This is a genomic window from Roseovarius sp. AK1035, from assembly GCF_003288315.1.
Classification (GTDB): Bacteria; Pseudomonadota; Alphaproteobacteria; order Rhodobacterales; family Rhodobacteraceae; genus Roseovarius; species Roseovarius mucosus_A.
The window spans coordinates 2,624,039-2,643,337 of sequence record NZ_CP030099.1 but is presented as its reverse complement, the minus strand read 5'-3'; the positions used below and the strand labels follow the sequence as shown (position 1 = coordinate 2,643,337).

17 protein-coding genes and 1 tRNA gene are annotated in these 19,299 nt (G+C 61.9%); 7 read left to right on the top strand and 11 right to left on the bottom strand.

All coding sequences use genetic code 11. The features are described 5' to 3' along the window. Nucleotides 1-9 precede the first annotated feature (9 nt). Nucleotides 10-1,359, top strand: a complete 1,350-nt coding sequence (gene accC, locus RAK1035_RS12610; RefSeq protein WP_008281957.1) for an acetyl-CoA carboxylase biotin carboxylase subunit — start codon at nucleotides 10-12, stop codon at nucleotides 1,357-1,359. Between the two features lie 44 nt (nucleotides 1,360-1,403). Here the strand turns inward: accC and RAK1035_RS12605 are convergent, their stop codons facing one another. Further along, the gene (locus RAK1035_RS12605; RefSeq protein ID WP_008281956.1) at nucleotides 1,404-2,606 is read right to left on the bottom strand and encodes a pyridoxal-phosphate-dependent aminotransferase family protein; all 1,203 of its coding nucleotides are present in this window, start codon (nucleotides 2,604-2,606) and stop codon (nucleotides 1,404-1,406) included. A 167-nt stretch (nucleotides 2,607-2,773) separates the two neighbouring features. Beyond that, a complete protein-coding gene (locus RAK1035_RS12600; protein ID WP_008281955.1) occupies nucleotides 2,774-3,457 on the bottom strand; it encodes a TIGR04283 family arsenosugar biosynthesis glycosyltransferase in 684 nt (227 codons plus the stop codon). A gap of 64 nt (nucleotides 3,458-3,521) precedes the next feature. Between RAK1035_RS12600 and ygfZ the strand changes: the two genes are divergently transcribed. Continuing rightward, entirely contained in the window at nucleotides 3,522-4,268 is a 747-nt protein-coding gene (gene ygfZ, locus RAK1035_RS12595; RefSeq protein ID WP_008281954.1) for a CAF17-like 4Fe-4S cluster assembly/insertion protein YgfZ, read from the top strand. A gap of 51 nt (nucleotides 4,269-4,319) precedes the next feature. On the opposite strand, the gene RAK1035_RS12590 is transcribed toward ygfZ, so the two are convergent. The 3 genes from RAK1035_RS12590 to lepA form a co-directional block, all read right to left on the bottom strand. Then, nucleotides 4,320-4,394 (bottom strand) — tRNA-Val (locus RAK1035_RS12590). Nucleotides 4,395-4,413: 19 nt separating this feature from the next. Further along, nucleotides 4,414-4,941 (bottom strand): HU family DNA-binding protein, encoded by a 528-nt coding sequence (locus RAK1035_RS12585; protein ID WP_008281953.1) that lies wholly within the window; start codon nucleotides 4,939-4,941, stop codon nucleotides 4,414-4,416. A gap of 92 nt (nucleotides 4,942-5,033) precedes the next feature. Beyond that, the gene (gene lepA, locus RAK1035_RS12580; protein WP_008281952.1) at nucleotides 5,034-6,833 is read right to left on the bottom strand and encodes a translation elongation factor 4; all 1,800 of its coding nucleotides are present in this window, start codon (nucleotides 6,831-6,833) and stop codon (nucleotides 5,034-5,036) included. A gap of 164 nt (nucleotides 6,834-6,997) precedes the next feature. Between lepA and RAK1035_RS12575 the strand changes: the two genes are divergently transcribed. Further along, on the top strand, nucleotides 6,998-7,507 hold the full coding sequence (locus RAK1035_RS12575) for a PhnA domain-containing protein (protein WP_008281951.1): 510 nt from the start codon (nucleotides 6,998-7,000) through the stop codon (nucleotides 7,505-7,507). A gap of 3 nt (nucleotides 7,508-7,510) precedes the next feature. Here RAK1035_RS12575 and RAK1035_RS12570 read toward each other — a convergent pair whose 3' ends face one another. Further along, entirely contained in the window at nucleotides 7,511-8,299 is a 789-nt protein-coding gene (locus tag RAK1035_RS12570; protein WP_037298354.1) for a crotonase/enoyl-CoA hydratase family protein, read from the bottom strand. Between the two features lie 108 nt (nucleotides 8,300-8,407). On the opposite strand from RAK1035_RS12570, the gene RAK1035_RS12565 reads away from it, so the two are divergent. Beyond that, nucleotides 8,408-9,520 (top strand): pyridoxal phosphate-dependent aminotransferase, encoded by a 1,113-nt coding sequence (locus RAK1035_RS12565; RefSeq protein ID WP_008281949.1) that lies wholly within the window; start codon nucleotides 8,408-8,410, stop codon nucleotides 9,518-9,520. A 15-nt stretch (nucleotides 9,521-9,535) separates the two neighbouring features. On the opposite strand, the gene RAK1035_RS12560 is transcribed toward RAK1035_RS12565, so the two are convergent. Genes RAK1035_RS12560 through RAK1035_RS12545 form a run of 4 tightly spaced genes read right to left on the bottom strand, consistent with a single transcriptional unit; the run spans nucleotide 9,536 to nucleotide 14,305 of the window. After that, nucleotides 9,536-10,192, bottom strand: a complete 657-nt coding sequence (locus RAK1035_RS12560) for a DUF3726 domain-containing protein (protein ID WP_008281948.1) — start codon at nucleotides 10,190-10,192, stop codon at nucleotides 9,536-9,538. Continuing rightward, nucleotides 10,189-11,844, bottom strand: coding sequence for a hypothetical protein (locus RAK1035_RS12555; protein ID WP_037298349.1), 1,656 nt, complete (start codon nucleotides 11,842-11,844; stop codon nucleotides 10,189-10,191). The genes RAK1035_RS12560 and RAK1035_RS12555 overlap by 4 nt, the downstream gene beginning before the upstream one ends. Nucleotides 11,845-11,864: 20 nt before the next feature. Beyond that, nucleotides 11,865-12,854, bottom strand: a complete 990-nt coding sequence (locus RAK1035_RS12550) for a membrane dipeptidase (protein ID WP_008281946.1) — start codon at nucleotides 12,852-12,854, stop codon at nucleotides 11,865-11,867. Next, nucleotides 12,851-14,305, bottom strand: coding sequence for an aldehyde dehydrogenase family protein (locus RAK1035_RS12545; protein WP_037298259.1), 1,455 nt, complete (start codon nucleotides 14,303-14,305; stop codon nucleotides 12,851-12,853). Before RAK1035_RS12545 ends, RAK1035_RS12550 begins: the two co-directional genes overlap by 4 nt. A 139-nt stretch (nucleotides 14,306-14,444) precedes the next feature. Between RAK1035_RS12545 and RAK1035_RS20250 the strand changes: the two genes are divergently transcribed. Further along, nucleotides 14,445-15,350, top strand: coding sequence for a LysR family transcriptional regulator (locus tag RAK1035_RS20250; RefSeq protein WP_008281943.1), 906 nt, complete (start codon nucleotides 14,445-14,447; stop codon nucleotides 15,348-15,350). A gap of 11 nt (nucleotides 15,351-15,361) precedes the next feature. Here RAK1035_RS20250 and RAK1035_RS12530 read toward each other — a convergent pair whose 3' ends face one another. Continuing rightward, the gene (locus RAK1035_RS12530) at nucleotides 15,362-16,048 is read right to left on the bottom strand and encodes an arylesterase (protein ID WP_008281942.1); all 687 of its coding nucleotides are present in this window, start codon (nucleotides 16,046-16,048) and stop codon (nucleotides 15,362-15,364) included. Here RAK1035_RS12530 and RAK1035_RS12525 point away from each other — a divergent pair. Beyond that, nucleotides 16,047-16,724 carry an ABC transporter ATP-binding protein gene (locus RAK1035_RS12525; RefSeq protein WP_008281941.1) on the top strand — a complete coding sequence of 226 codons (678 nt, stop codon included), beginning with the start codon at nucleotides 16,047-16,049 and terminating at the stop codon, nucleotides 16,722-16,724. The genes RAK1035_RS12530 and RAK1035_RS12525 overlap by 2 nt on opposite strands. Further along, complete coding sequence (locus tag RAK1035_RS12520; protein ID WP_008281940.1) at nucleotides 16,721-19,243, top strand: ABC transporter permease; 2,523 nt, start codon at nucleotides 16,721-16,723, stop codon at nucleotides 19,241-19,243. The genes RAK1035_RS12525 and RAK1035_RS12520 overlap by 4 nt, the downstream gene beginning before the upstream one ends. The last annotated feature ends 56 nt before the right edge of the window (nucleotides 19,244-19,299 follow it).

Sequence of the window (19,299 nt, the reverse complement as noted above, 5' to 3'; positions counted from 1 at the left end):
CCGCGTGCAATGTTCGAGAAAATCCTGATCGCCAACCGGGGCGAAATTGCCCTTCGCGTGATCCGCGCCGCCCGTGAGATGGGGATCAAGACCGTCGCCGTGCATTCCACCGCCGACGCCGACGCCATGCATGTGCGCATGGCAGATGAATCCGTCTGCATCGGCCCGCCCTCCTCTTCCGAAAGTTATTTGTCGATTCCGTCGATTATTGCCGCCTGTGAGGTGACGGGGGCGCAAGCGATCCATCCGGGCTATGGCTTTTTGTCAGAGAACGCCAATTTCGTGCAGATCGTCGAGGATCACGGCCTGACCTTTATCGGCCCGTCTGCCGAACATATCCGCATCATGGGCGACAAGATCACCGCCAAGGATACGATGAAGGCGCTTGGCGTGCCCTGCGTGCCCGGCTCTGAGGGCGGTGTTGCCAATCTCAAGCAAGCGCAGGCGCTCTGCGCCGAGATCGGTTTTCCGGTCATCGTCAAGGCCACAGCCGGTGGCGGCGGGCGTGGCATGAAGGTGGCGCAAAGCGCCGCCGAGTTGGAAAAGGCCTTTCTCACAGCGCGTTCCGAGGCCAAGGCAGCCTTTGGCAATGACGAGGTCTATATCGAGAAATACCTGACCACGCCGCGCCATATCGAAATTCAGGTGTTCGGCGATGGCAAGGGCGGCGCAGTGCATCTGGGAGAGCGCGACTGCTCGTTGCAGCGTCGGCACCAAAAGGTGCTGGAAGAAGCCCCCGGCCCCTGTATCACCGCCGAGGAGCGCGCCCGTATCGGCAAGATCTGTGCCGATGCCTGCGCGAATATCCAGTATCGCGGTGCAGGCACCATCGAGTTTCTCTATGAAAAGGGTGAGTTCTTCTTCATCGAAATGAATACGCGGTTGCAGGTCGAACATCCCGTGACCGAGGCGATTTTTGGCGTGGACCTTGTGCAGGAACAAATTCGCGTGGCCGAAGGCATGCCGATGTCCTTTACTCAGGATGATCTGATCATCAACGGCCACGCCATAGAGGTGCGTATCAACGCTGAGAAGCTACCTGATTTCGCACCGCGTCCGGGCCGGATCACACAATTTCACGCGCCCGGCGGTTTGGGCGTGCGGATGGATTCGGCGCTCTACGATGGCTACAAGATACCGCCCTATTACGACAGCTTGATTGCCAAGCTGATCGTGCATGGCAAGGACCGGCACAGCGCCTTGCGCCGTCTGGCCCGGGCGCTTGGCGAGTTGATCGTGGATGGCGTCGACACTACCATTCCGCTCTTTCACGCGCTACTGCAAGAGGATGATATCCAGTCCGGAAATTACAATATCCATTGGCTGGAACATTGGCTGGAAACAAATCTGAGGGATTGAGGGCGAGGCGTGACACGCGCCGCCGCGCAACGCCCGCCCGCCCCCTAGCTCTTCCCTGAAATCACCCGTGCTGCCGCCTCAAGTCCGCCCGCGCCATGCGGAATATCAAGCGCAGTCAATCCTGCCTCGATTGAACCCAACGCACCCAAAACCATATGGGCGTTCACGTGTCCCATATGGCCTATGCGAAAAAATCCGTGCCACGCCGGATCACCCGGTTCTGCCATTCCAAGGCCAATCCCAAGCGTTACGCCTGCATAGTCTTGGACCCAAGACCGCAGGCGTGACCCATGCGGTGCCCCGATCCGAAGCGCTGTCACGGCGCGGCTGCGCAGAGCGGGATCACTGATGTTAAGCTCAAGCGGCCCGCTCTGCCCCCATGTCTCACAGGCGGCCCAGATGGCACGGGCCAGCGTTTCATGGCGGGCCCAAACCGCCTCGATGCCGCCCTCAGCCGCGATCAAGTCAAGCGCCGCGCGCAGGCCGTAAAGATGATGCGTCGGGGCTGTGCCGCCGAAGTATTGATAGAACATCTGCGGATCGGCGCGATGGGTCCAATCCCAATAGCGACTGACCAGCGGCAACCGCTTTCGCGCCTCCGCCGCCTTGTCCGAGAAGAACACAAACGCCAGACCGGGCGGCACCATCAGCCCCTTTTGGCTGCCTGCTACCATCACGTCGACGCCCCATGCGTCCATCTCGAACCGGTCACAGGCGAGAGAAGCAATACAATCAGCCATGAGGAGCGCAGGATGCCCCGCCGCATCCAGGGCCGCCCGCACTCCGGCGATGTCATTGAGCACCGAGGTCGAGGTATCGACATGGGTCGCCAGAACCGCCTTGATTTCGTGACGCGCATCGGTGCGCAGCACCTCTTCCAGACGGTTAAGATCAATGGGTGAGCGCTTGCCGAAATCGAGCATGTCGACGATGATCCCCTGCCCCTGCGCCACTTCGGCCCAGCCATGACCAAACCGCCCCGTGGCCGGCACCAGCACGCGATCGCCGGGGTGCAGCGTATTGGCCAATGCCGCCTCCCACGCCCCATGCCCGTTTGCGATATAGATCGTCGCATGTTGGCGCGTCCGCGCCACGGCACGCAGATCCGGAATAAGCCCCGCTGTCATCTCAATCAGATCGCCCTCATAGATATTCGGGGCAGCACGATGCATGGCCCGCAACACCTCTTCGGGCATGACCGAGGGACCGGGAATGGCCAGATAGGCGCGACCGTGGGCGAGGCTCATTTGGGGGGATCTCCTGCTTCTTCGCGCCGCACCTTACGCCCTTGGCACGCGGCGTCAATCGCGGCAACGCTTGCTTGGCCCTGTGCGGCGGCGGCGTTTTCACGCCCCACCTCAGCAAGAAAATCCAAAATTTCTTGTATGTGGGAAACTATGGATTTCCTGCGCGTCTAGCGCTTGCGCCGATACGCCTTGGCCAGTTGCACGGGGTCCGTCCCGCAGAGATAGCGGATCAGCGTCCAGAGATTGCGCGCCCCCCGCCGCACCCATCCCTCGCGCCGATACCGCGCCGAAGAGGTCGTCACAGCCAAGGGCATCACCGAGATGCGCCCTCTCAGAGCGCGCGCCATGGCCACATCCTCCATCAGCGGTATATCCGCGTATCCGCCTGCCACGTCATAGGTCGCGCGCGGGATCAACAGCGCCTGATCTCCGTAGGGCAGGCCCAACACACGGCTGCGCAGATTGGCCCAGCCAGAAACCAGCTGAGGCATAAGCCCGGTTGCATCGAACGACAGCCGAAAGGCAGCGGGCCCGCCTTGTTCAAATTGCGCGCTGACGGTATTTGCCCATCCGGCAGGCAAGACCGTATCGGCATGCAAGAACAGCAACCATCCCCCACCCGCCAGGTGCGCCCCGCGGCGCAATTGGCCGCCGCGGGATGCGGCCCCCTTCACGACAACCGCCCCGGTGGCCTCGGCAATTTGCAACGTGGCATCGTCCGATCCGCCATCACTGATAATCAACTCTCGGATCAAGCCCGCCTCAAGTCCTTCCATCAGCGCGGCAAGGCACGCAGGTAGAACCGAAGCAGCGTTGAGTGTCGGAATCACCACCGAGAGTGCTGCGCGCATGATGACCCCTGTTGTGTCTGTTCTCGTGACCTATATTACAGGCGTACAACACGGGGGAAGAGGCATGACGCGCCGTATTCTGGAGATCACCGGCAAAGACGCCCTGCAATTTTTGCAGGGCCTTGTCACCAACGACCTGCAAAAATTGGATCATGGGCTCGTCTATGCTGCGATCCTGACACCGCAGGGCAAATATCTGGCGGATTTTTTGCTGTCGCGTCACGACGATGCGATCCGGCTTGATGTTGACGCAAGCCTTGCCCCGATGCTTTTGCAGCGGCTGACGATGTATAAGCTGCGCGCCGACGTGACGATTAAAGAAACCGATCTCAAGGTGCGGCGGGGCACAGGCCCGGCTCCGCTTGGCGCACTCGTAGACCCGCGTCATGCCGATTTGGGGTGGCGTCTTTATGGCGAAACCGGCGGCGACGATGGCAGCGATTTCGACAGAATTCGCGTGGCGCATTGTATTCCCGAAACCGGCATCGAGCTGACCCCCGACACCTTTATTCTCGAGGCCGGGTTTGAACGCCTCAATGGTGTGGATTTCCGCAAGGGCTGTTACGTCGGTCAAGAGGTCACGGCCCGGATGAAACACAAGACAGAATTGCGCAAGGGTCTGACACTTGTGGCGGTGCATGGCGCGGCCCCTATTGGGAGCGAAATCTTCACCCCTGAAGGCAAGGCTGCAGGCACGCTTTATACGCAGTCGGGCGGTCGCGGCATCGCCTATCTACGCCTCGACCGGGCGGCAGCAGGAATGACCTCAGGCGAGGCGCGCGTTGATCCCTTGTCGATCCCTACGCAATAGGGCTGTGGATCACCGCCAATACCCTGTTTCACATCACAAAATAAGATATAATGGTGGGTGATAAGGGATTTGAACCCCTGACATCTTCGATGTGAACGAAGCGCTCTACCACTGAGCTAATCACCCGCCGTGGGGGCTTTTAGCGTCACTCTTCGCCCTGTGCAACACCCTCTTTCATATCTTCGTCACTGTCGTCGTCGTCAGCTTCGGTGTCGGGTCCGGCACCGGGTTTCGCTTGTCGGATTTTGGCGATGATGATGCGGGCATTGGCCATGTCACGCACCCGGTTGATTTTGATCTTGCCCAGGGGCGGCAGGTTGATTTCGCGCCCCTCCGCCAGAACTTCGCCCAAGACTTCTAGCACCGCCTCGACCACGGGCTTGGCATTCTTTTTCTTGATGTCACCCTTGGCCAGAACCTTGTCGATCAGTTCCTGCTTTTTCAACTCCGGCCCGCTGTCTGCCGGGATAGCCTCGGCGACGGCCAAGGTAATGACATTTCCGGTGTCGGTCTCGGCGCTCACAGTCTCGGCCACAACCGCGATCTCCGCCTCGGGCGCAACCTCCTGAGGTGGGGCGACCTTTCGGGTAGTCCGGGGTTTGGGCGCACCAGTCTTGGTGGTGGTTCGGGTCGTCGTCTTGCGCGGGCTCTTGGTTTTGGCCTTGGTCGTCATGATGCGCCTCTATTGTTTCGCTGCTGGAAACACGCTAGCGCGCGGCGCGGCGTAACGCCAGTAAGAGTTGCACCGCGTCGCAGACAGACTGCTTAGCTGTCCATCTTGAGTGCGGAAATGAACGCCTCTTGCGGGATGTCCACCTTGCCGAATTGGCGCATCTTCTTTTTGCCGGCCTTCTGCTTTTCCAACAGCTTCTTTTTCCGCGTGGCGTCGCCACCATAGCATTTGGCGGTCACATCCTTGCGCAACGCCGAGAGCGTCTCGCGGGCGATCACCTTGCCGCCGATGGCCGCCTGTATGGGGATCTTGAACATGTGGCGCGGGATAAGATCCTTGAGCTTTTCGCACATCGCCCGCCCGCGCATTTCAGCGCGGTCACGGTGGACCATCATCGAGAGGGCATCCACAGGTTCGTCATTCACGAGAACCTGCATCTTGACCAGACTATCCTCACGATACCCTTCAAGGTGATAGTCAAAGGATGCATAGCCCTTGGTCACGGATTTCAGCCGGTCGTAAAAATCGAACACCACCTCGTTGAGCGGCAAGTCATAGACAACCATGGCACGCGCCCCGGCATAGGTCAGATCCATCTGGATGCCGCGCCGATCCTGACAAAGTTTGAGCACATCGCCAAGGTATTCATCCGGCACCAGAATCGTCGCCTTGATGCGCGGCTCTTCGATATGACCCACATAGGTCAGATCGGGCATATCGGCAGGGTTATGCAGATCGCGCCGCGATCCGTCCTTCATGTAGAGGTGATAGATCACGGACGGGGCCGTGGTGATCAACTCGATATTGTATTCCCGCTCGATCCGGTCGCGGATCACTTCGAGGTGCAAGAGCCCGAGAAAGCCACAGCGAAACCCAAAGCCAAGCGCCGCCGATGTTTCCATCTCGTAGCTGAAGGAGGCGTCATTCAGCGCCAGCTTCTCGATTGCGTCGCGCAGATCCTCGAACTCGTTGGAATCTACAGGGAAAAGCCCGCAGAACACCACCGGCACAGAGGGCTTGAACCCCGGCAAGGCCTTGTCGCACGGGCGTTTTTCATGGGTGATGGTATCGCCCACCTTGGTATCGCGCACCTGCTTGATCGACGCGGTGATAAAGCCGATTTCGCCGGGTCCAAGGCTCTCGACCTTTTCCATCTGCGGGCGGAAGACGCCGATCCGCTCGACATTATAGGTGGCCTCGGTCTGTATCATATGGATACGGTCGCCGCGTTTCATGCGTCCGTCCATGATCCGCACCAGAACGACCACGCCCAGATAGGCATCATACCAGCTATCCACCAGCATCGCCTTCAACGGTGCATTCTCATCGCCTTTCGGCGCGGGCAGATGTTTGACGATAGCCTCGAGCGTTTCAGCGATGCCGACACCAGTTTTTGCCGACACGCGAATGGCGCCGCTTGCGTCAATGCCAATCACATCCTCGATCTGCTCGGCCACCCGGTCGCACTCGGACGCGGGCAAGTCGATCTTGTTGAGAATGGGGACAATCTCGTGACCTGCGTCAATCGCCTGATAGACATTGGCCAGCGTCTGCGCCTCGACGCCTTGTGTGCTGTCCACCACCAAAAGACTGCCCTCGACCGCGCGCATGCTGCGGCTGACCTCGTAGGCGAAATCCACATGTCCGGGCGTGTCGATCAGATTGAGCACATAAAGCTCGCCATTCTGCGCCTTGTAGTCGATGCGCACCGTATTGGCCTTGATCGTGATCCCCCGCTCGCGCTCGATGTCCATGGCATCCAGCATCTGCGCCTTCATATCACGGTCCTGCACCGTGCCGGTCGATTGGATCAACCGGTCAGCAAGGGTGGATTTGCCGTGGTCGATATGAGCCACGATCGAAAAATTGCGGATGTGAGCAAGGTCTGTCATAGCTTTGGCATATGTATGGGAATAGGCGTTTGGTCAAGGTGGGATGATGTGCCCAAACACGCGCAAATGCAGCCCCGCAACAGCGACGGTGCAGTCTAGGCTTTTTTCCCGTCCGTTCGGGGTCTAAGGGATCACAGCCCTCTCTTGAACCGGAGTTTCCCGTTATGCCTTGCGCCCTTTGTGCAGCCGATACCCCGCTTCGTCCTTATGCTGTGTCGGGCGGGCCTGAGGCGGCCAGTGTCGATCTCTGCGCTCTTTGCGCCGATCAGATCGACGGCACGCTTGAGCCCGAGCATTGGCGCTGTCTTGCCTCGTCGATGTGGTCCGAAGATACCCCGGTTCAAGTTCTCGCGGCGCGCATCTTGGCCCGCCTCTCTGATCACGATTGGGCGCGGGATTTGGTCGATCAACTTTGGCTTGATGAGGACACCCGCGCATGGGTGGACAACCTGCCCCAAGATAGCGGCCACCGCGACAGTAACGGCGTGCCATTGGCGCAGGGCGATACCGTTGTTCTGATCAAGGATTTGCTGGTCAAAGGGGCCAATTTCACTGCCAAACGCGGCACGGCGGTGCGCGGCATTTCCCTTGTTCTTGACAACCCGGCCCATATCGAAGGCCGGGTCGAGGGGCAGCGTATCGTGATCCTGACCGAGTTCGTGAAGAAGCGCTGAGCGCTACCCCCGAAACACCGGCGCGCGCGCCGCCAGATTGGCCGAAATCTGCTCCATCTGATCCGGCTTGCCAATCAGGGCCGCCTGCTCGCGGCTCTCAGCCATCAGAATTGCGGCCTCATCGGCCCCGCTCTCGGCCACACCGATCAGGCGCTTTGCGGCGCGAATAGCCGAGGGGCTGCGGCCCGCAATCTCAGTTGCCAGATCATGCGCCGCCGCCAGCGGATCGTCCGCCAGTTCCGTGACCAGCCCCCTGGCCAAAGCCTGCGTCGCCGAAATCGGCCGCGCCGTATAGGTCATGCGCCGGATCACATCAGAGCCGGTCAAGTGCGGAAGGAGCGCCATGCCGCCCATATCGGGGATCAGTCCCCATTTCATCTCCATGATCGCAAGCTCTGTATCGGGTGCCGCAATCCGGATATCCGCCCCAAGCGCAAGCTGAAAGCCCGCGCCATAAACAACCCCATGCAACGCCGCGATAACCGGCACTGGCACCTGCCGCCAGACCATCGCCACCGCTTGAAAGAGATTGCCCGTGCCATGGCTGCGCGGTAGGATCAGCCCCTCTGGATCCCCCGCCGCCAATTGCGCAAAGCTCATCACATCAAGACCGGCACAAAATGCCTTGCCCTCGCCAGACAACACCACGGCACGAATATCTGCCTCAATCAGCGCCTGCCCTGCGGCCACGATGGCCTCGGTCATGGCAGGATCAAGCGCATTGCGTTTATCCGCGCGGGTCAGCGTCACATGTGCGATGTGATCCCTGATCTCGGTTGTGACTCGGGCCATGGCCATTCCTCCCTTTTGCTCCATGAAACACCACTCGCCTTGCTCAGACCAGCACTACGTCGCGGCACACCCTTGCAAGGCGGCGCGGCATCCCTTTAACTGCACGCCATGACATATCCGCGCTATACCCCCTTGATCGAGAGCCTGCCCGCATCTGTCCCCTTTGTCGGGCCAGAGGAACAGGAACGCCAACGCGGCGCGCCTTTTGCCGCGCGCCTCGGGGCCAATGAAAATCTCTTTGGCCCCTCACCCCATGCGCTCACCGCGATCCGGGCCGAGGCCGAGAATGTTTGGAAATATGGCGACCCCACCAGCCATGATCTGCGCGCAGCGCTTGCCGATCACATGGGCGTAGCGCTTGAGAATGTGCTGGTGGGTGAGGGTATAGACGGTCTTTTGGGCAATCTCGTGCGCCTGCTGATTGGCCCCGGCGATGCGGTCGTCACCTCTGACGGGGCTTATCCCACCTTCAACTACCATGTGACTGGGTTTGGCGAGGCGCTGCACAAAGTGCCCTACCGCGATGATCACGAAGATTTACCCGCGTTGATCGCCCGCGCGCATGAGGTCGGAGCGAAATTGATCTATTTCGCCAATCCCGACAATCCGATGGGCACTTGGGTGCCGGGTGCGGATGTGACCGCAGCGCTCGACACCCTGCCCGACGGCTGCATTCTGTGCCTGGACGAGGCCTATGTTGAATTCGCACCCGAAGGCACGGCAGCCGATATTGCCCCCGACGATCCCCGCGTCATCCGCATGCGGACATTCTCCAAGGCCTATGGCATGGCCGGGGCCCGCATCGGCTATGCGGTAGGGGCGGCTGCGCTCATCAAAAGCTTTGATAAGATCCGCAATCATTTCGGCATGAACCGTATGGCACAGGTCGGGGCACTGGCCGCTCTCCACGACACCGGCTGGCTTGCGCATGTGCAGGCCGAGGTGCGGCGCTCTCGGGACAGTATTGCGCAGGTCGCCAAAGAAAACGGGCTAAGCGCGCTGCCCTCTGCCACCAATTTCGTCACGGTCGATTGTGGCCGCGACGGGGCCTATGCCCGCCGTGTTCTGGCCGGGCTGGTGGCACGAGGTGTGTTTGTGCGCATGCCCTTTGTCGCGCCGCAGGATCGCTGCATCCGCATCAGTTGCGGTCGGGCAGAGGAGATGGAGGTTTTGGCCAAAACCCTGCCAGAGGCGCTGCGCGACGCAGATCAAACCGGCTGATCTAAGGCGCGGCCCTCAGTCATTGTCGCTCGATTGCGCCCCGGCACGTTGCCGAGACACATCCGATGCGGGAACGGTTGTCAAAAGCGCCAAACCATCCAGTGTTGTCCACACATCCCGGTCAATGCGCCCGTCGAACTGGCCCGGCGCAGCCGCTGCGCTGGATTTTGCCAAACTGATCGTCACCTCTGCCCCAGAGCGGTCGCCCGCCCCGCGCATCGCGGACAAATCCGGCACCGGCTCTGACCCAGTCAGACAGATCGCTTGTGACCCAAGGTCCAATTCCACCGGCGCACCCAATCGCTCGGCCACCCGTGCCAAGAAGGGCACAAGCAGCAATGGCTCGACCACATCCTGAAGCGTTACCGGCAGCGCAAATGGCCCCTCTGGCAATCCGGCGTGGTCCATCAGTACGATGCCCTTCAGCAAGGGACAGGTGGCATCGCGCCGTTCCAGAACCCGCAACAGCATCGCTGTCCCCGGCAAGCCAGCCCGCGCAAGCCAGCCGCAGGCCCAGCCCGCCTCTTCCGCCTCACCCCAGCTTAGCCCCGCACCGCGCGCCGCCTTGGTCGCGAGTGCCGTAATTTCGGACAGGGAGAGTTGCATCACCTCCCTTGCCCAGTCTGGCGGCTCTGAGCCCGCGCGCGTCGGGTCTTGGGCGCACTCGGTCATAGGCTCGCCCCCATTGCCATATCCTGCGGATAGGGCGCACCCTGAAAGAGACTGATCCGCACCCAGCGATCCGAGCGGGGATCGAACCGCGTCGCGCCAAAGAACGCCAGCTTGCAGCGCAAAAGATCAATCGGCAGTACATCGGCGGCAATCAGATTGTCGCGCACCTCGGCCAAGGGGCGTGTCGCCGCCATCTGCACGCGGCGCAGCATAAGCCTATGCTCTGGCGCGGCCAGCAAGACCTTTGCAATCGGCGCGTCCTCGGGCCACTCCAAGAGTGCCCGCGCCAAGGCCGCCGCCTGCCGCGAGATATCCAGTGGCAATTCGCGCTCTGCGCCCGGCTCTGCCGCCCGTTCCCCCAAACGCGGCTCGAGCTTTTCCTCGGAGACATACCAGAACCGCGCGCAGCCTTCGGGCGTGTCATGATCCAGCGCCATTGCCCAGCCATACCGCTCAGACAAAATCGCCCGCGCCCGCGCCACCGTCATCGCACCGTCGATGCCAAAGGCGCTGTCTTCGTCGGCGGCCATGCAGTCGGCCAGACCATCCACCAGATCACCATGCGGTTCTATCATCGCGGCGGCCAGCGCCTCTTGCGCCTCAAGCGGTAGCAGCCCCTCGGCCCAGCGCCAGAGCGCATCCCACGGATGATCGCCGTGGGGGTCCCAACCCGCGCACAGATGCGCGCAGACCGCAGCCAATCCGTCGCGCAACTCCAGCAGCCGCGCCTGTTGCACCGGGTGTCCGCTCTGCCAACCTTGCGCATTCACCTGCGCGGCCTTCAGCGCCACCTCGAATCCCGCCAAAGTCTCGGGTGTGGCCGTCGCTTTGGCGCGCACCCGCGCCAACGCTTCTTCCCGCGCCATCATCCAGTTGTTGAGCAAGACCGGATGCCGCACCAAAAAGGGGGCCATCCCAAGCCCGGTAGAATTACCTACGCCCAGCATGCGCCGCAGCTCCGGGGCCAATGGCACCGCAAGCGCGCCGCCCCGCACCCGGGCCAGATGCTCGACCAGATCAACCGTGTAGGCCCGCGTCAGCCAGACCGACAGCATTTCGGCCTGAAACGGTGCGCGCATTTCGGGGCGCCCGGCAATCCGTGCGCGATCCGCAGCGCCGAACTTGCCCGAGCCATAGACCGCAGTTGTGCGCATCAAATAGCCGGTCTCGGTCAGCTCTGCTGCGTCAGGCTGCTGCCCCGCCGCCAACCGTGCGACCACATGGTCAAAGAGGCGAACAGACTTGTTTGCACGGCTCAGGCTCAACTCACGCGGACTGACGCGCCCCGCCTCTTGCACAGGCACATTCAACGCCAGCCGCTCCAAATCCTCGGCATCAGGCGTTCCATCAAAGAGTGTGAAGGTCGCGTCCCACGCCGTCGCGATTACCCGATCCGAGCGCATCTCGTCCGGCAAGTCATGCCCAAAGGCCACAAGACTATAGGTCCTCTCAGGACCAATGGCGCGGTAGACCGCCCGCCCCTGCCCACGCGCGTCAAATTCCCAGACCGGGCGGTCAAACTGCCAGCCCTCTTGCTGCACGCGCCGCAACATCTGGCGCAGAAAGGACAGCCGCGTCGGATGCGCAGCCCCCATCCGTGCCAGACGCATCACAACATCCGGGCTTCGCCGATACTGCGCCGCCTCAGGCATCGGATTGAGCGCGCCGCAGGTCACAGCGCGGCCTCGTTCGGCCCGAAACTCTCGCGAAAGAACCGCAGCCAATTGCCACCCATGATGGCCTCGACTTCTGCAGTGCTCATTCCCACGGCACGCAATCCGTCAGAGATCGCGCCGAAATGCCGGTTATCCTGAAACCACTCTGGCATCGGCGGAAATCCGGGAGCGTCAGCGCTACCCTCGCCGTAATCGACCGCCTTGGTCCAACGCCCCGACCGCATCCAGTCCACCACCGAGTCGGGCTGATCCTGACAGAGGTCACTCCCGATTCCGAGCCGCTCGACCCCCATACGCTCGGCCGTGCGCGCCACCATCTCGCAAAAGGATGACACGGTGCAGCCCCCGCCACCCTGCAAGTGATGTGGATAGAGCGAGAAGCCCAGCATGCCACCCGATTCCGCCAAGGCACCAAGGACGCGGTCAGATTTGTTGCGCCGCGCAGCATGCCACGTCGCCGGATTGGCGTGGGTGATCGCAATCGGGCGGGTTGAGTGGGCAATCGCCTCAAGTGTAGAACGCTCGCTCGAATGGCTCATATCGACCACCAGCCCGACGCGGTTCATCTCTGCCACCACCTCGCGCCCCATCCGGGTCAACCCCGTGTCCTCTGACTCATAGCAGCCCGTCGCCAGCAGGGACTGATTGTTATAGGTCAATTGCATGAACCGAAGTCCCAGCCGGTGCAGAACCTCGACCAGCCCGATATCATCCTCGATACAGCTTGGGTTCTGGGCACCAAAGAAAATCGCCGTGCGCCCGGTCTCTTTTGCACGGGTTACGTCCTCGGCCCCAAACCCCTGAAAGATCAGATCCGGAAACCGTTCGAACTGCCGGTTCCACGCCTCGATGTTCAGGACTGTTTCGCGAAAACTCTCATGATAGGTGATGGTGACATGCACCGCATCCACGCCACCCGCGCGCATCTGGCGGAATATCTTTTCCGACCAATTGGCATATTGCAGCCCGTCGATCACCACGCTCATTCCGGCAGCCCCCGTGCCACATAGGCGGTCTTGACGGTCGTGTAGAACTCGGCGGCATATTGCCCCTGTTCGCGCGATCCAAAACTGGACGCGCCGCGCCCGCCAAAGGGCACGTGGTAATCCGTGCCCGCCGTGGGCAAGTTCACCATCACCGTGCCCGCCCGCATATTGGCGCGAAAGTGGTTGGCGCGCGCCAAGCTGCGGGTCATGATTCCAGCGGTCAGACCGAATTCACTGTCATTGGCGATGCTCAGCGCCTCGTCATAACTGGCGGCTTTGATCACACAGGTGATTGGCGCGAACATTTCTTCGCGGTTAATCGCCATATCGTTGCGCGTGCCCGCAAAGACCGCCGGTGCCATGTAATATCCATCGGTCGCGCGTTCCAACCGTTCTCCGCCACACAAAAGCTCTGCCCCCTCTGCCTTACCCTTTTCGATATAGGCCAGATTTTGCGCGAGTTGGTCGGCGCTGACAACTGGTCCGATCTGTGTGCCTGCGTCCAACGCATGCCCAACCTGAAGCGCCCGCGCCGCATCCGCCAGCCGCGCCACGAATTCATCATGCACCGCCGCATGCACGATCAATCTTGAGGCGGCCGTGCATTTCTGCCCCGTGCCGCCAAAGGCCGCCCCCGCCGCATGGGCAACCGCCATATCGAGATCGGCATCGTCGAGGATCAGCATCGGGTTCTTTGATCCCATCTCCATCTGCAGCTTGGTCATGTTGGGCACCGCAGCCGCGGCAATGCCCCGCCCGACGTTGACCGAACCGGTAAAGCTGATGGCATCAATGCCGGGATGCGATACCAGCGCTTCGCCCACCGCGCGCCCCGGCCCCATCACAAGGTTGAAAAGACCGCGTGGCATATCCTGTCGCGCAATGATCTCGGCCAGCGCCACCGCGCTTGCCGGCGTCAGATTGGCCGGTTTCCACACCACCGCATTGCCAAAGGCCAAAGCGGGCGCGATTTTCCACGCAGGCGTCGCCACCGGGAAATTCCACGGGCTGACAATCGCCACGACGCCCACAGGTTCGCGGCGCACATCAATATCAATCTCGGGGCGCACACTCTGGGCGAAATCCCCCATCTGGCGCAGCACTTCGGCGGCGTAGTAGCAAAAGAACTGCCCGGCACGATAGACCTCGCCCGCACCCTCGGTACGCGGCTTGCCCTCTTCTCGGGCGACCATGCCACCAATCTCAGGGCTGCGCGCCATCAACTCGGTGCCAATGGCCATCAGCACATCATGCCGCTTTTGTATGCCAGCCGCCCACCAGGCAGGCTGCGCCGCCCGCGCCGCTGCAATCGCCTCGTCCAGATCGGCGCGGTCGGCCTGTGCATAGGTGCCGATCAAATCCGATACGTCCGACGGGTTGCGGTTCTCGATCCGCGTGTCTGACCCGCGCCAATCGCCTGCAATGAAATTTCCGGTCTGTGGCACCGTCATACGCTCGTCCCTTTCCGTCGATCCGTCACTTTGCGGGGCTTCGCCCGCCTCGGCAGACGATCCGCGATTGACCGAATTAAGGCAAACAAATATAACTGCATCCAACTTCAGTTTCCCTGAAACATCCAACAGGCCAGCCATGATCCGGACCGAAGCCCTGCGCGCCTTTGTCACCGTCACCGAACATGGCAATATCCGCGATGCTGCGGAAATCCTTTGCCGAACACAGTCGGCGGTCTCGATGACCCTCAAGCAGCTTGAGGCGGAATTGGGGGGGCCGCTGTTTGAAAGCGACCGCAAAAGCAAGCTGACAGACCTCGGAACCTTCGTGCTCGATGTTGTGGGGCCCTTGTTGCGCGACCATGACCGTGCGCTAGAGCTGATCACCGGCTATGCGCGGGGGTACTCGGGCCGTCTGCGGATTGCGGCGGTGCCCTCGGTGGCGGCGCTGATCCTGCCTGCCATTCTCAAGAGCTTTGTAGAGGCCCGCCCCGAGGCCGAAATTGATCTTTACGACACCGACAGCGCCAGCGTCCGCGAAATGCTCTTGCGCGGGGACACCGATCTTGGTCTGGCCAGCCCCGCAGCAGAGCCCGACGGGCTGCGCGCGATTCCTCTTTTCACCGATGCCTTGGTCTTTGTGTGCAACGCGGCACATCCGCTTGCAGCCGAGACGCGCCCGCTTGCGTGGCATCAACTGAGCGGCGAGCGCTTGATTTTGAACGAAACCCTCAGCGCACTATCGACGCCCGAGTTCAAAACCCTCGCGGCGCGTGCGCGCCTCTCGGTGCGCAACCTGACATCGCTTTTGGCGATGGTGCAGGCCGACGCGGGCGACACGATCCTGCCCGGGCTGGCCACCCGCGCCTTGCCCGACGGCGTTGTAACGCGACCGCTGGCCGATGCCGCCTGTCTGCGGCGCGTTAGCCTGCTGGTGCGCGACGGACGCACACCCAGCCCGGTAGCGGCTGCCTTCATCGACATGCTCTGCGACGCGCTGCCCGATATGGCGCAGCGCTTTGGCCTGCGCGAACCCTGGAGCTAGGGGCGTCGGCGTTACTCCGCCTGCGCCGCCTCGATCAAGGCGCGCAGGTGCGGCCCCAAGCCCTCGACGATGCGCGCCACACCTTCGGCATTGGGATGAATGCCATCCGCCTGAAACCATTGCTGCAAAGCCGCAGGATCGCCGCCGCCCAGCCCCGCGAAGAAATCCGGCGCATAGAACGCGCCATAAGCCTCTGACAGTTCTGGATAAATCGCATCAAAGGAAGATTTATACTCGGCCCCGTAATTGCCCGGAGCCGAGAGGCCAACCAGCAAAACCTCGACCTCATTCGCCTGCGCTATTTTCAGGATACTCTCGAGATTGCGGCGACTGACCGCCGGATCAATGCCGCGCAAAAGATCATTGCCACCCAAGGTAACAATCATCGCATCCACCTCGGGCGTTAGGCTCCACTCCACCCGCGCCGCCCCGCCCGCCGTGGTATCGCCGGACACGCCCGCATTGATCAATTCCGCCTCAACCCCTTGATCCTCCAACCATTTCCGCATCTGCGGGACCAACCCATCCTGCTCTGGCAGGCCGTAACCTTGGGTCAAACTGTCGCCAAGGGCCAGAACCGTGACCGGCTCTGCCGCCATCACGGGGCTGACAAGGCAGAGAAACGCCGCTACCACCTTGCCCAAGGGCCGCGCGGCCCCATATGTCAGAAAACCTTTGTAAATCAGGCGCAAACGCATGAGTTCTCCTATCCTGTCCCTCACCGACGTCACGCTGTCACTGGAGGGGAATGCCGGTCTCGTGCGCATACTTCACGGGATTTCACTCGATGTCCACAAGGGCGAGACCTTGGGCCTGATCGGACCCTCCGGCTCTGGCAAATCTTCGCTGTTGATGCTCATGGGCGGATTGGAGCGCGCCACCTCTGGGCGCATCACGGCCTTGGGCCAAGACCTTTCGGCGATGAACGAAGATCAACTGGCGCGCTTGCGACGTGAGAATTTTGGCGTGGTGTTCCAGTCTTTTCACCTTATTCCAACGATGACAGCGCTCGAAAATGTAGCAACTCCCCTCGAACTTTCGGGCGTTGCAGATGCCCATGGCCGCGCGCAAGAGGAACTGTCAACCGTCGGGCTTGCGGCGCGCGCAGGCCATTACCCCTCGCAGCTATCGGGTGGCGAGCAACAGCGCGTGGCCCTTGCCCGCGCCGCAGCACCCCGCCCGGCCATCATCCTCGCGGATGAGCCGACCGGCAATCTCGACAGCACGACAGGGGCGAGCATCATCGACCTGCTCTTTGGCCTGCGTGACCGGCATGGGGCGACACTTGTGCTTGTCACCCATGACCCAGAGCTTGCGGCACGCTGCGACCGCGTGATCAGCCTGCGCGATGGCCGCGTCGAGGCCGCCGCATGAGCCTGCGCATCGCGGCCCGCCTTGCCCGGCGCGAATTGCGCGGCGGCCTGCGTGGCTTTCGCATCTTTCTGGCTTGCGTGATCTTGGGCGTGGCGGCAATCGCCGCAGTCGGCACCCTGCGCGAGAGCATCCGCGCAGGCATGAGCGAACAGGGCGCAGCCATTCTCGGAGGTGACGCGGAACTGGAACTGACCTACCGTTTCGCCAGCGAAGACGAATACGCGTGGATGGCCCGCAACGCCGATGCCGTCTCGGAAATCGCGGATTTTCGCTCTATGGCGATTGCCCCTGACGGACGCCGCGAACTGACACAGTTGAAGGCCGTGGATCACGCGTATCCATTGGTGGGCACTGTGGTTCTATCCCCCGACATGCCACTGGATGTGGCATTTGGTGGCGCGGGCGGTGTGCCCGGCGCAGTGATGCAGCCGATTTTGGCGGCCCGGTTGGGCATTACGGTGGGCGACACCTTTCGCTTGGGCGAACGCGAGTTTCGACTGATGGCTGAACTTGTGAAAGAGCCGGATCAAACACGCGCAGGATTTGGCCTTGGCCCCCGGACTATTGTCAGCCGCGCCAATTTGGACGGCTCTGGCCTGCTCAGCGCAGGCTCGTTGTTCACCACCAAATATCGCCTCGATCTTCCAGAGGGCACTGATCTGGCTGCATTTGAAGCGCGCGCGCTGCAAGAGCTTGATGGCTCCGGCTTTCGCTGGTCGGATGCCCGAAACGCCAGCCCGCGTGTCGCAGAATTCGTGACCCGCCTTGGGGCGTTCCTGGTTCTTGTCGGGCTCTCCGGGCTTGCGGTCGGGGGGGTTGGCATCTCGGCAGCGCTGCGCGCCTATCTTGCAGGCAAAGTGCAGGTCATCGCCACATTGCGCACCCTTGGGGCCGATCAACGGACGATTTTCCTGACCTATTTCATTCAGGTCGGCGTGCTGGCGCTGCTTGGCATTATTGGCGGCCTGATCCTCGGCGTGGGGCTGCCGGTACTCCTCGGGCCTGTGATCGCGGCGCGGCTACCCGTGCCTGCCATCTTCGCCCCCTATGCCGCCCCCATGGCAGAGGCCGCGCTCTACAGCGTGCTCAGCGTGCTGATCTTTACACTCTGGCCCCTTGCGCGCGCGCGAAACATCCGCGCGGCCGCCCTCTACCGTGAAGCGGCGGGGGCAACACGTCGCTGGCCCGGTTGGCCTTGGATCGCCACAACCCTTGGGCTGATCGCGCTGCTTCTTTTGGCTGCAATACTCTTTTCCGGCAACACCCCGCTCACCCTATGGACAGCGGGCGGTATCGGTGCTGCGCTTTTGGTTCTCACCTTGGCGGCCATGCTTGTCCAACGGCTGGCCCGCAGCCTGCGCCCGCGCCTGCGCGGTCGACCTGCCCTTGGCTGGGCGCTTGGTGCAATTGGCGGGCCGGGTACGACGGCAGGGCCGGTGATGCTCTCGCTTGGCCTTGGTCTGGCTGTTCTGGCAGCCGTGGGGCAAATCGACGGTAACCTGCGCCGCGCCATCGCCGCCGACCTGCCAGAGCGCGCGCCCTCCTTTTTCTTTGTCGACCTGCAAAAGGATCAGATGGACTGGTTCCTGGACCGGCTAGAGACCGACCAAGCCGTCAGCCGCATCGACAATGCGCCGATGCTGCGAGGCATCATCAGCCGTATCAATGGCCGCCCCGCAACAGAGGTGGCACCGGGGCATTGGGTGGTCGAGGGCGACCGCGCCGTGAGCTACGCCGATGCCCTGCCCGCCCGCACCACAATCACCGCCGGCACGTGGTGGGGTGAAGGCTATAGCGGTGCCCCGCAACTCAGTTTTGCCGCTGAAGAGGCGATGGAAATGGGCATCGGCATTGGTGATGAAATCACCGTCAACATTCTGGGGCGCGACATCACAGCCCCCATCACCTCGCTGCGAGAGGTGGATTTTTCCAGCGTCGGGATGGGCTTTGTCCTTTTGATGAACCCGGCGGCGGTGGCCGGCGCGCCGCATACCTTCATCGCTACAGTCTATGCCGATGACCAAGAAACCGAGGAAAACATCTTGCGCGACGTGACCGACCGGTTCCCCAATGTGACCGCGATCAACGTTCGCGATGCACTAAGCCAAGTGACCGACCTCTTGGCGGGTCTGGCCTCGGCCACCTCATGGGGGGCGTCAATCACACTGCTTACCGGTTTTCTGGTGCTCATTGGCGCGGCAGCGGCCGATCAGCGCGCGCGCACCTATGAGGCAGCCATCCTCAAGACCCTCGGGGCCACACGCGGCCGGATCCTCACCAGCCTCGTTTTGCGAGCCCTTATCCTTGGGGGTGCCGCCGGGGGGGTGGCCTTGGGCGCTGGCATCGGTGGTGGTTGGGCTGTCAGCCATTTCGTGATGGACACCTCATTTACCGTAATCTGGCCCTCTGCCATTGGGATCATCTTTGGCGGCATGTTGGTCACACTATTGGCGGGGCTTGTCTTTGCCTTGGGCCCGCTGCGCGCGCGTCCGGCACGGACCCTGCGCGCGCGCGAGTAAGCCCGCGCCGAGCAGGTTTCTTTTTGGCTGAAATACTCTGGGGGTCCGGGGGTGAA

Bases quoted from the DNA above. Each gene is read 5' to 3' on its own strand.
- ygfZ (WP_008281954.1), top strand. From the start codon at position 3,522: ATGACGCGCCGTATTCTGGAGATCACCGGCAAAGACGCCCTGCAATTT.
- RAK1035_RS12520 (WP_008281940.1), top strand. From the start codon at position 16,721: ATGAGCCTGCGCATCGCGGCCCGCCTTGCCCGGCGCGAATTGCGCGGC.
- RAK1035_RS12545 (WP_037298259.1), bottom strand. From the start codon at position 14,305: ATGACGGTGCCACAGACCGGAAATTTCATTGCAGGCGATTGGCGCGGG.
- RAK1035_RS12575 (WP_008281951.1), top strand. From the start codon at position 6,998: ATGCCTTGCGCCCTTTGTGCAGCCGATACCCCGCTTCGTCCTTATGCT.
- RAK1035_RS12605 (WP_008281956.1), bottom strand. From the start codon at position 2,606: ATGAGCCTCGCCCACGGTCGCGCCTATCTGGCCATTCCCGGTCCCTCG.
- RAK1035_RS12560 (WP_008281948.1), bottom strand. From the start codon at position 10,192: ATGACCGAGTGCGCCCAAGACCCGACGCGCGCGGGCTCAGAGCCGCCA.
- lepA (WP_008281952.1), bottom strand. From the start codon at position 6,833: ATGACAGACCTTGCTCACATCCGCAATTTTTCGATCGTGGCTCATATC.
- RAK1035_RS20250 (WP_008281943.1), top strand. From the start codon at position 14,445: ATGATCCGGACCGAAGCCCTGCGCGCCTTTGTCACCGTCACCGAACAT.
- RAK1035_RS12565 (WP_008281949.1), top strand. From the start codon at position 8,408: ATGACATATCCGCGCTATACCCCCTTGATCGAGAGCCTGCCCGCATCT.
- RAK1035_RS12550 (WP_008281946.1), bottom strand. From the start codon at position 12,854: ATGAGCGTGGTGATCGACGGGCTGCAATATGCCAATTGGTCGGAAAAG.
- RAK1035_RS12585 (WP_008281953.1), bottom strand. From the start codon at position 4,941: ATGACGACCAAGGCCAAAACCAAGAGCCCGCGCAAGACGACGACCCGA.
- RAK1035_RS12525 (WP_008281941.1), top strand. From the start codon at position 16,047: ATGAGTTCTCCTATCCTGTCCCTCACCGACGTCACGCTGTCACTGGAG.
- accC (WP_008281957.1), top strand. From the start codon at position 10: ATGTTCGAGAAAATCCTGATCGCCAACCGGGGCGAAATTGCCCTTCGC.
- RAK1035_RS12530 (WP_008281942.1), bottom strand. From the start codon at position 16,048: ATGCGTTTGCGCCTGATTTACAAAGGTTTTCTGACATATGGGGCCGCG.
- RAK1035_RS12570 (WP_037298354.1), bottom strand. From the start codon at position 8,299: ATGGCCCGAGTCACAACCGAGATCAGGGATCACATCGCACATGTGACG.
- RAK1035_RS12555 (WP_037298349.1), bottom strand. From the start codon at position 11,844: ATGCCTGAGGCGGCGCAGTATCGGCGAAGCCCGGATGTTGTGATGCGT.
- RAK1035_RS12600 (WP_008281955.1), bottom strand. From the start codon at position 3,457: ATGCGCGCAGCACTCTCGGTGGTGATTCCGACACTCAACGCTGCTTCG.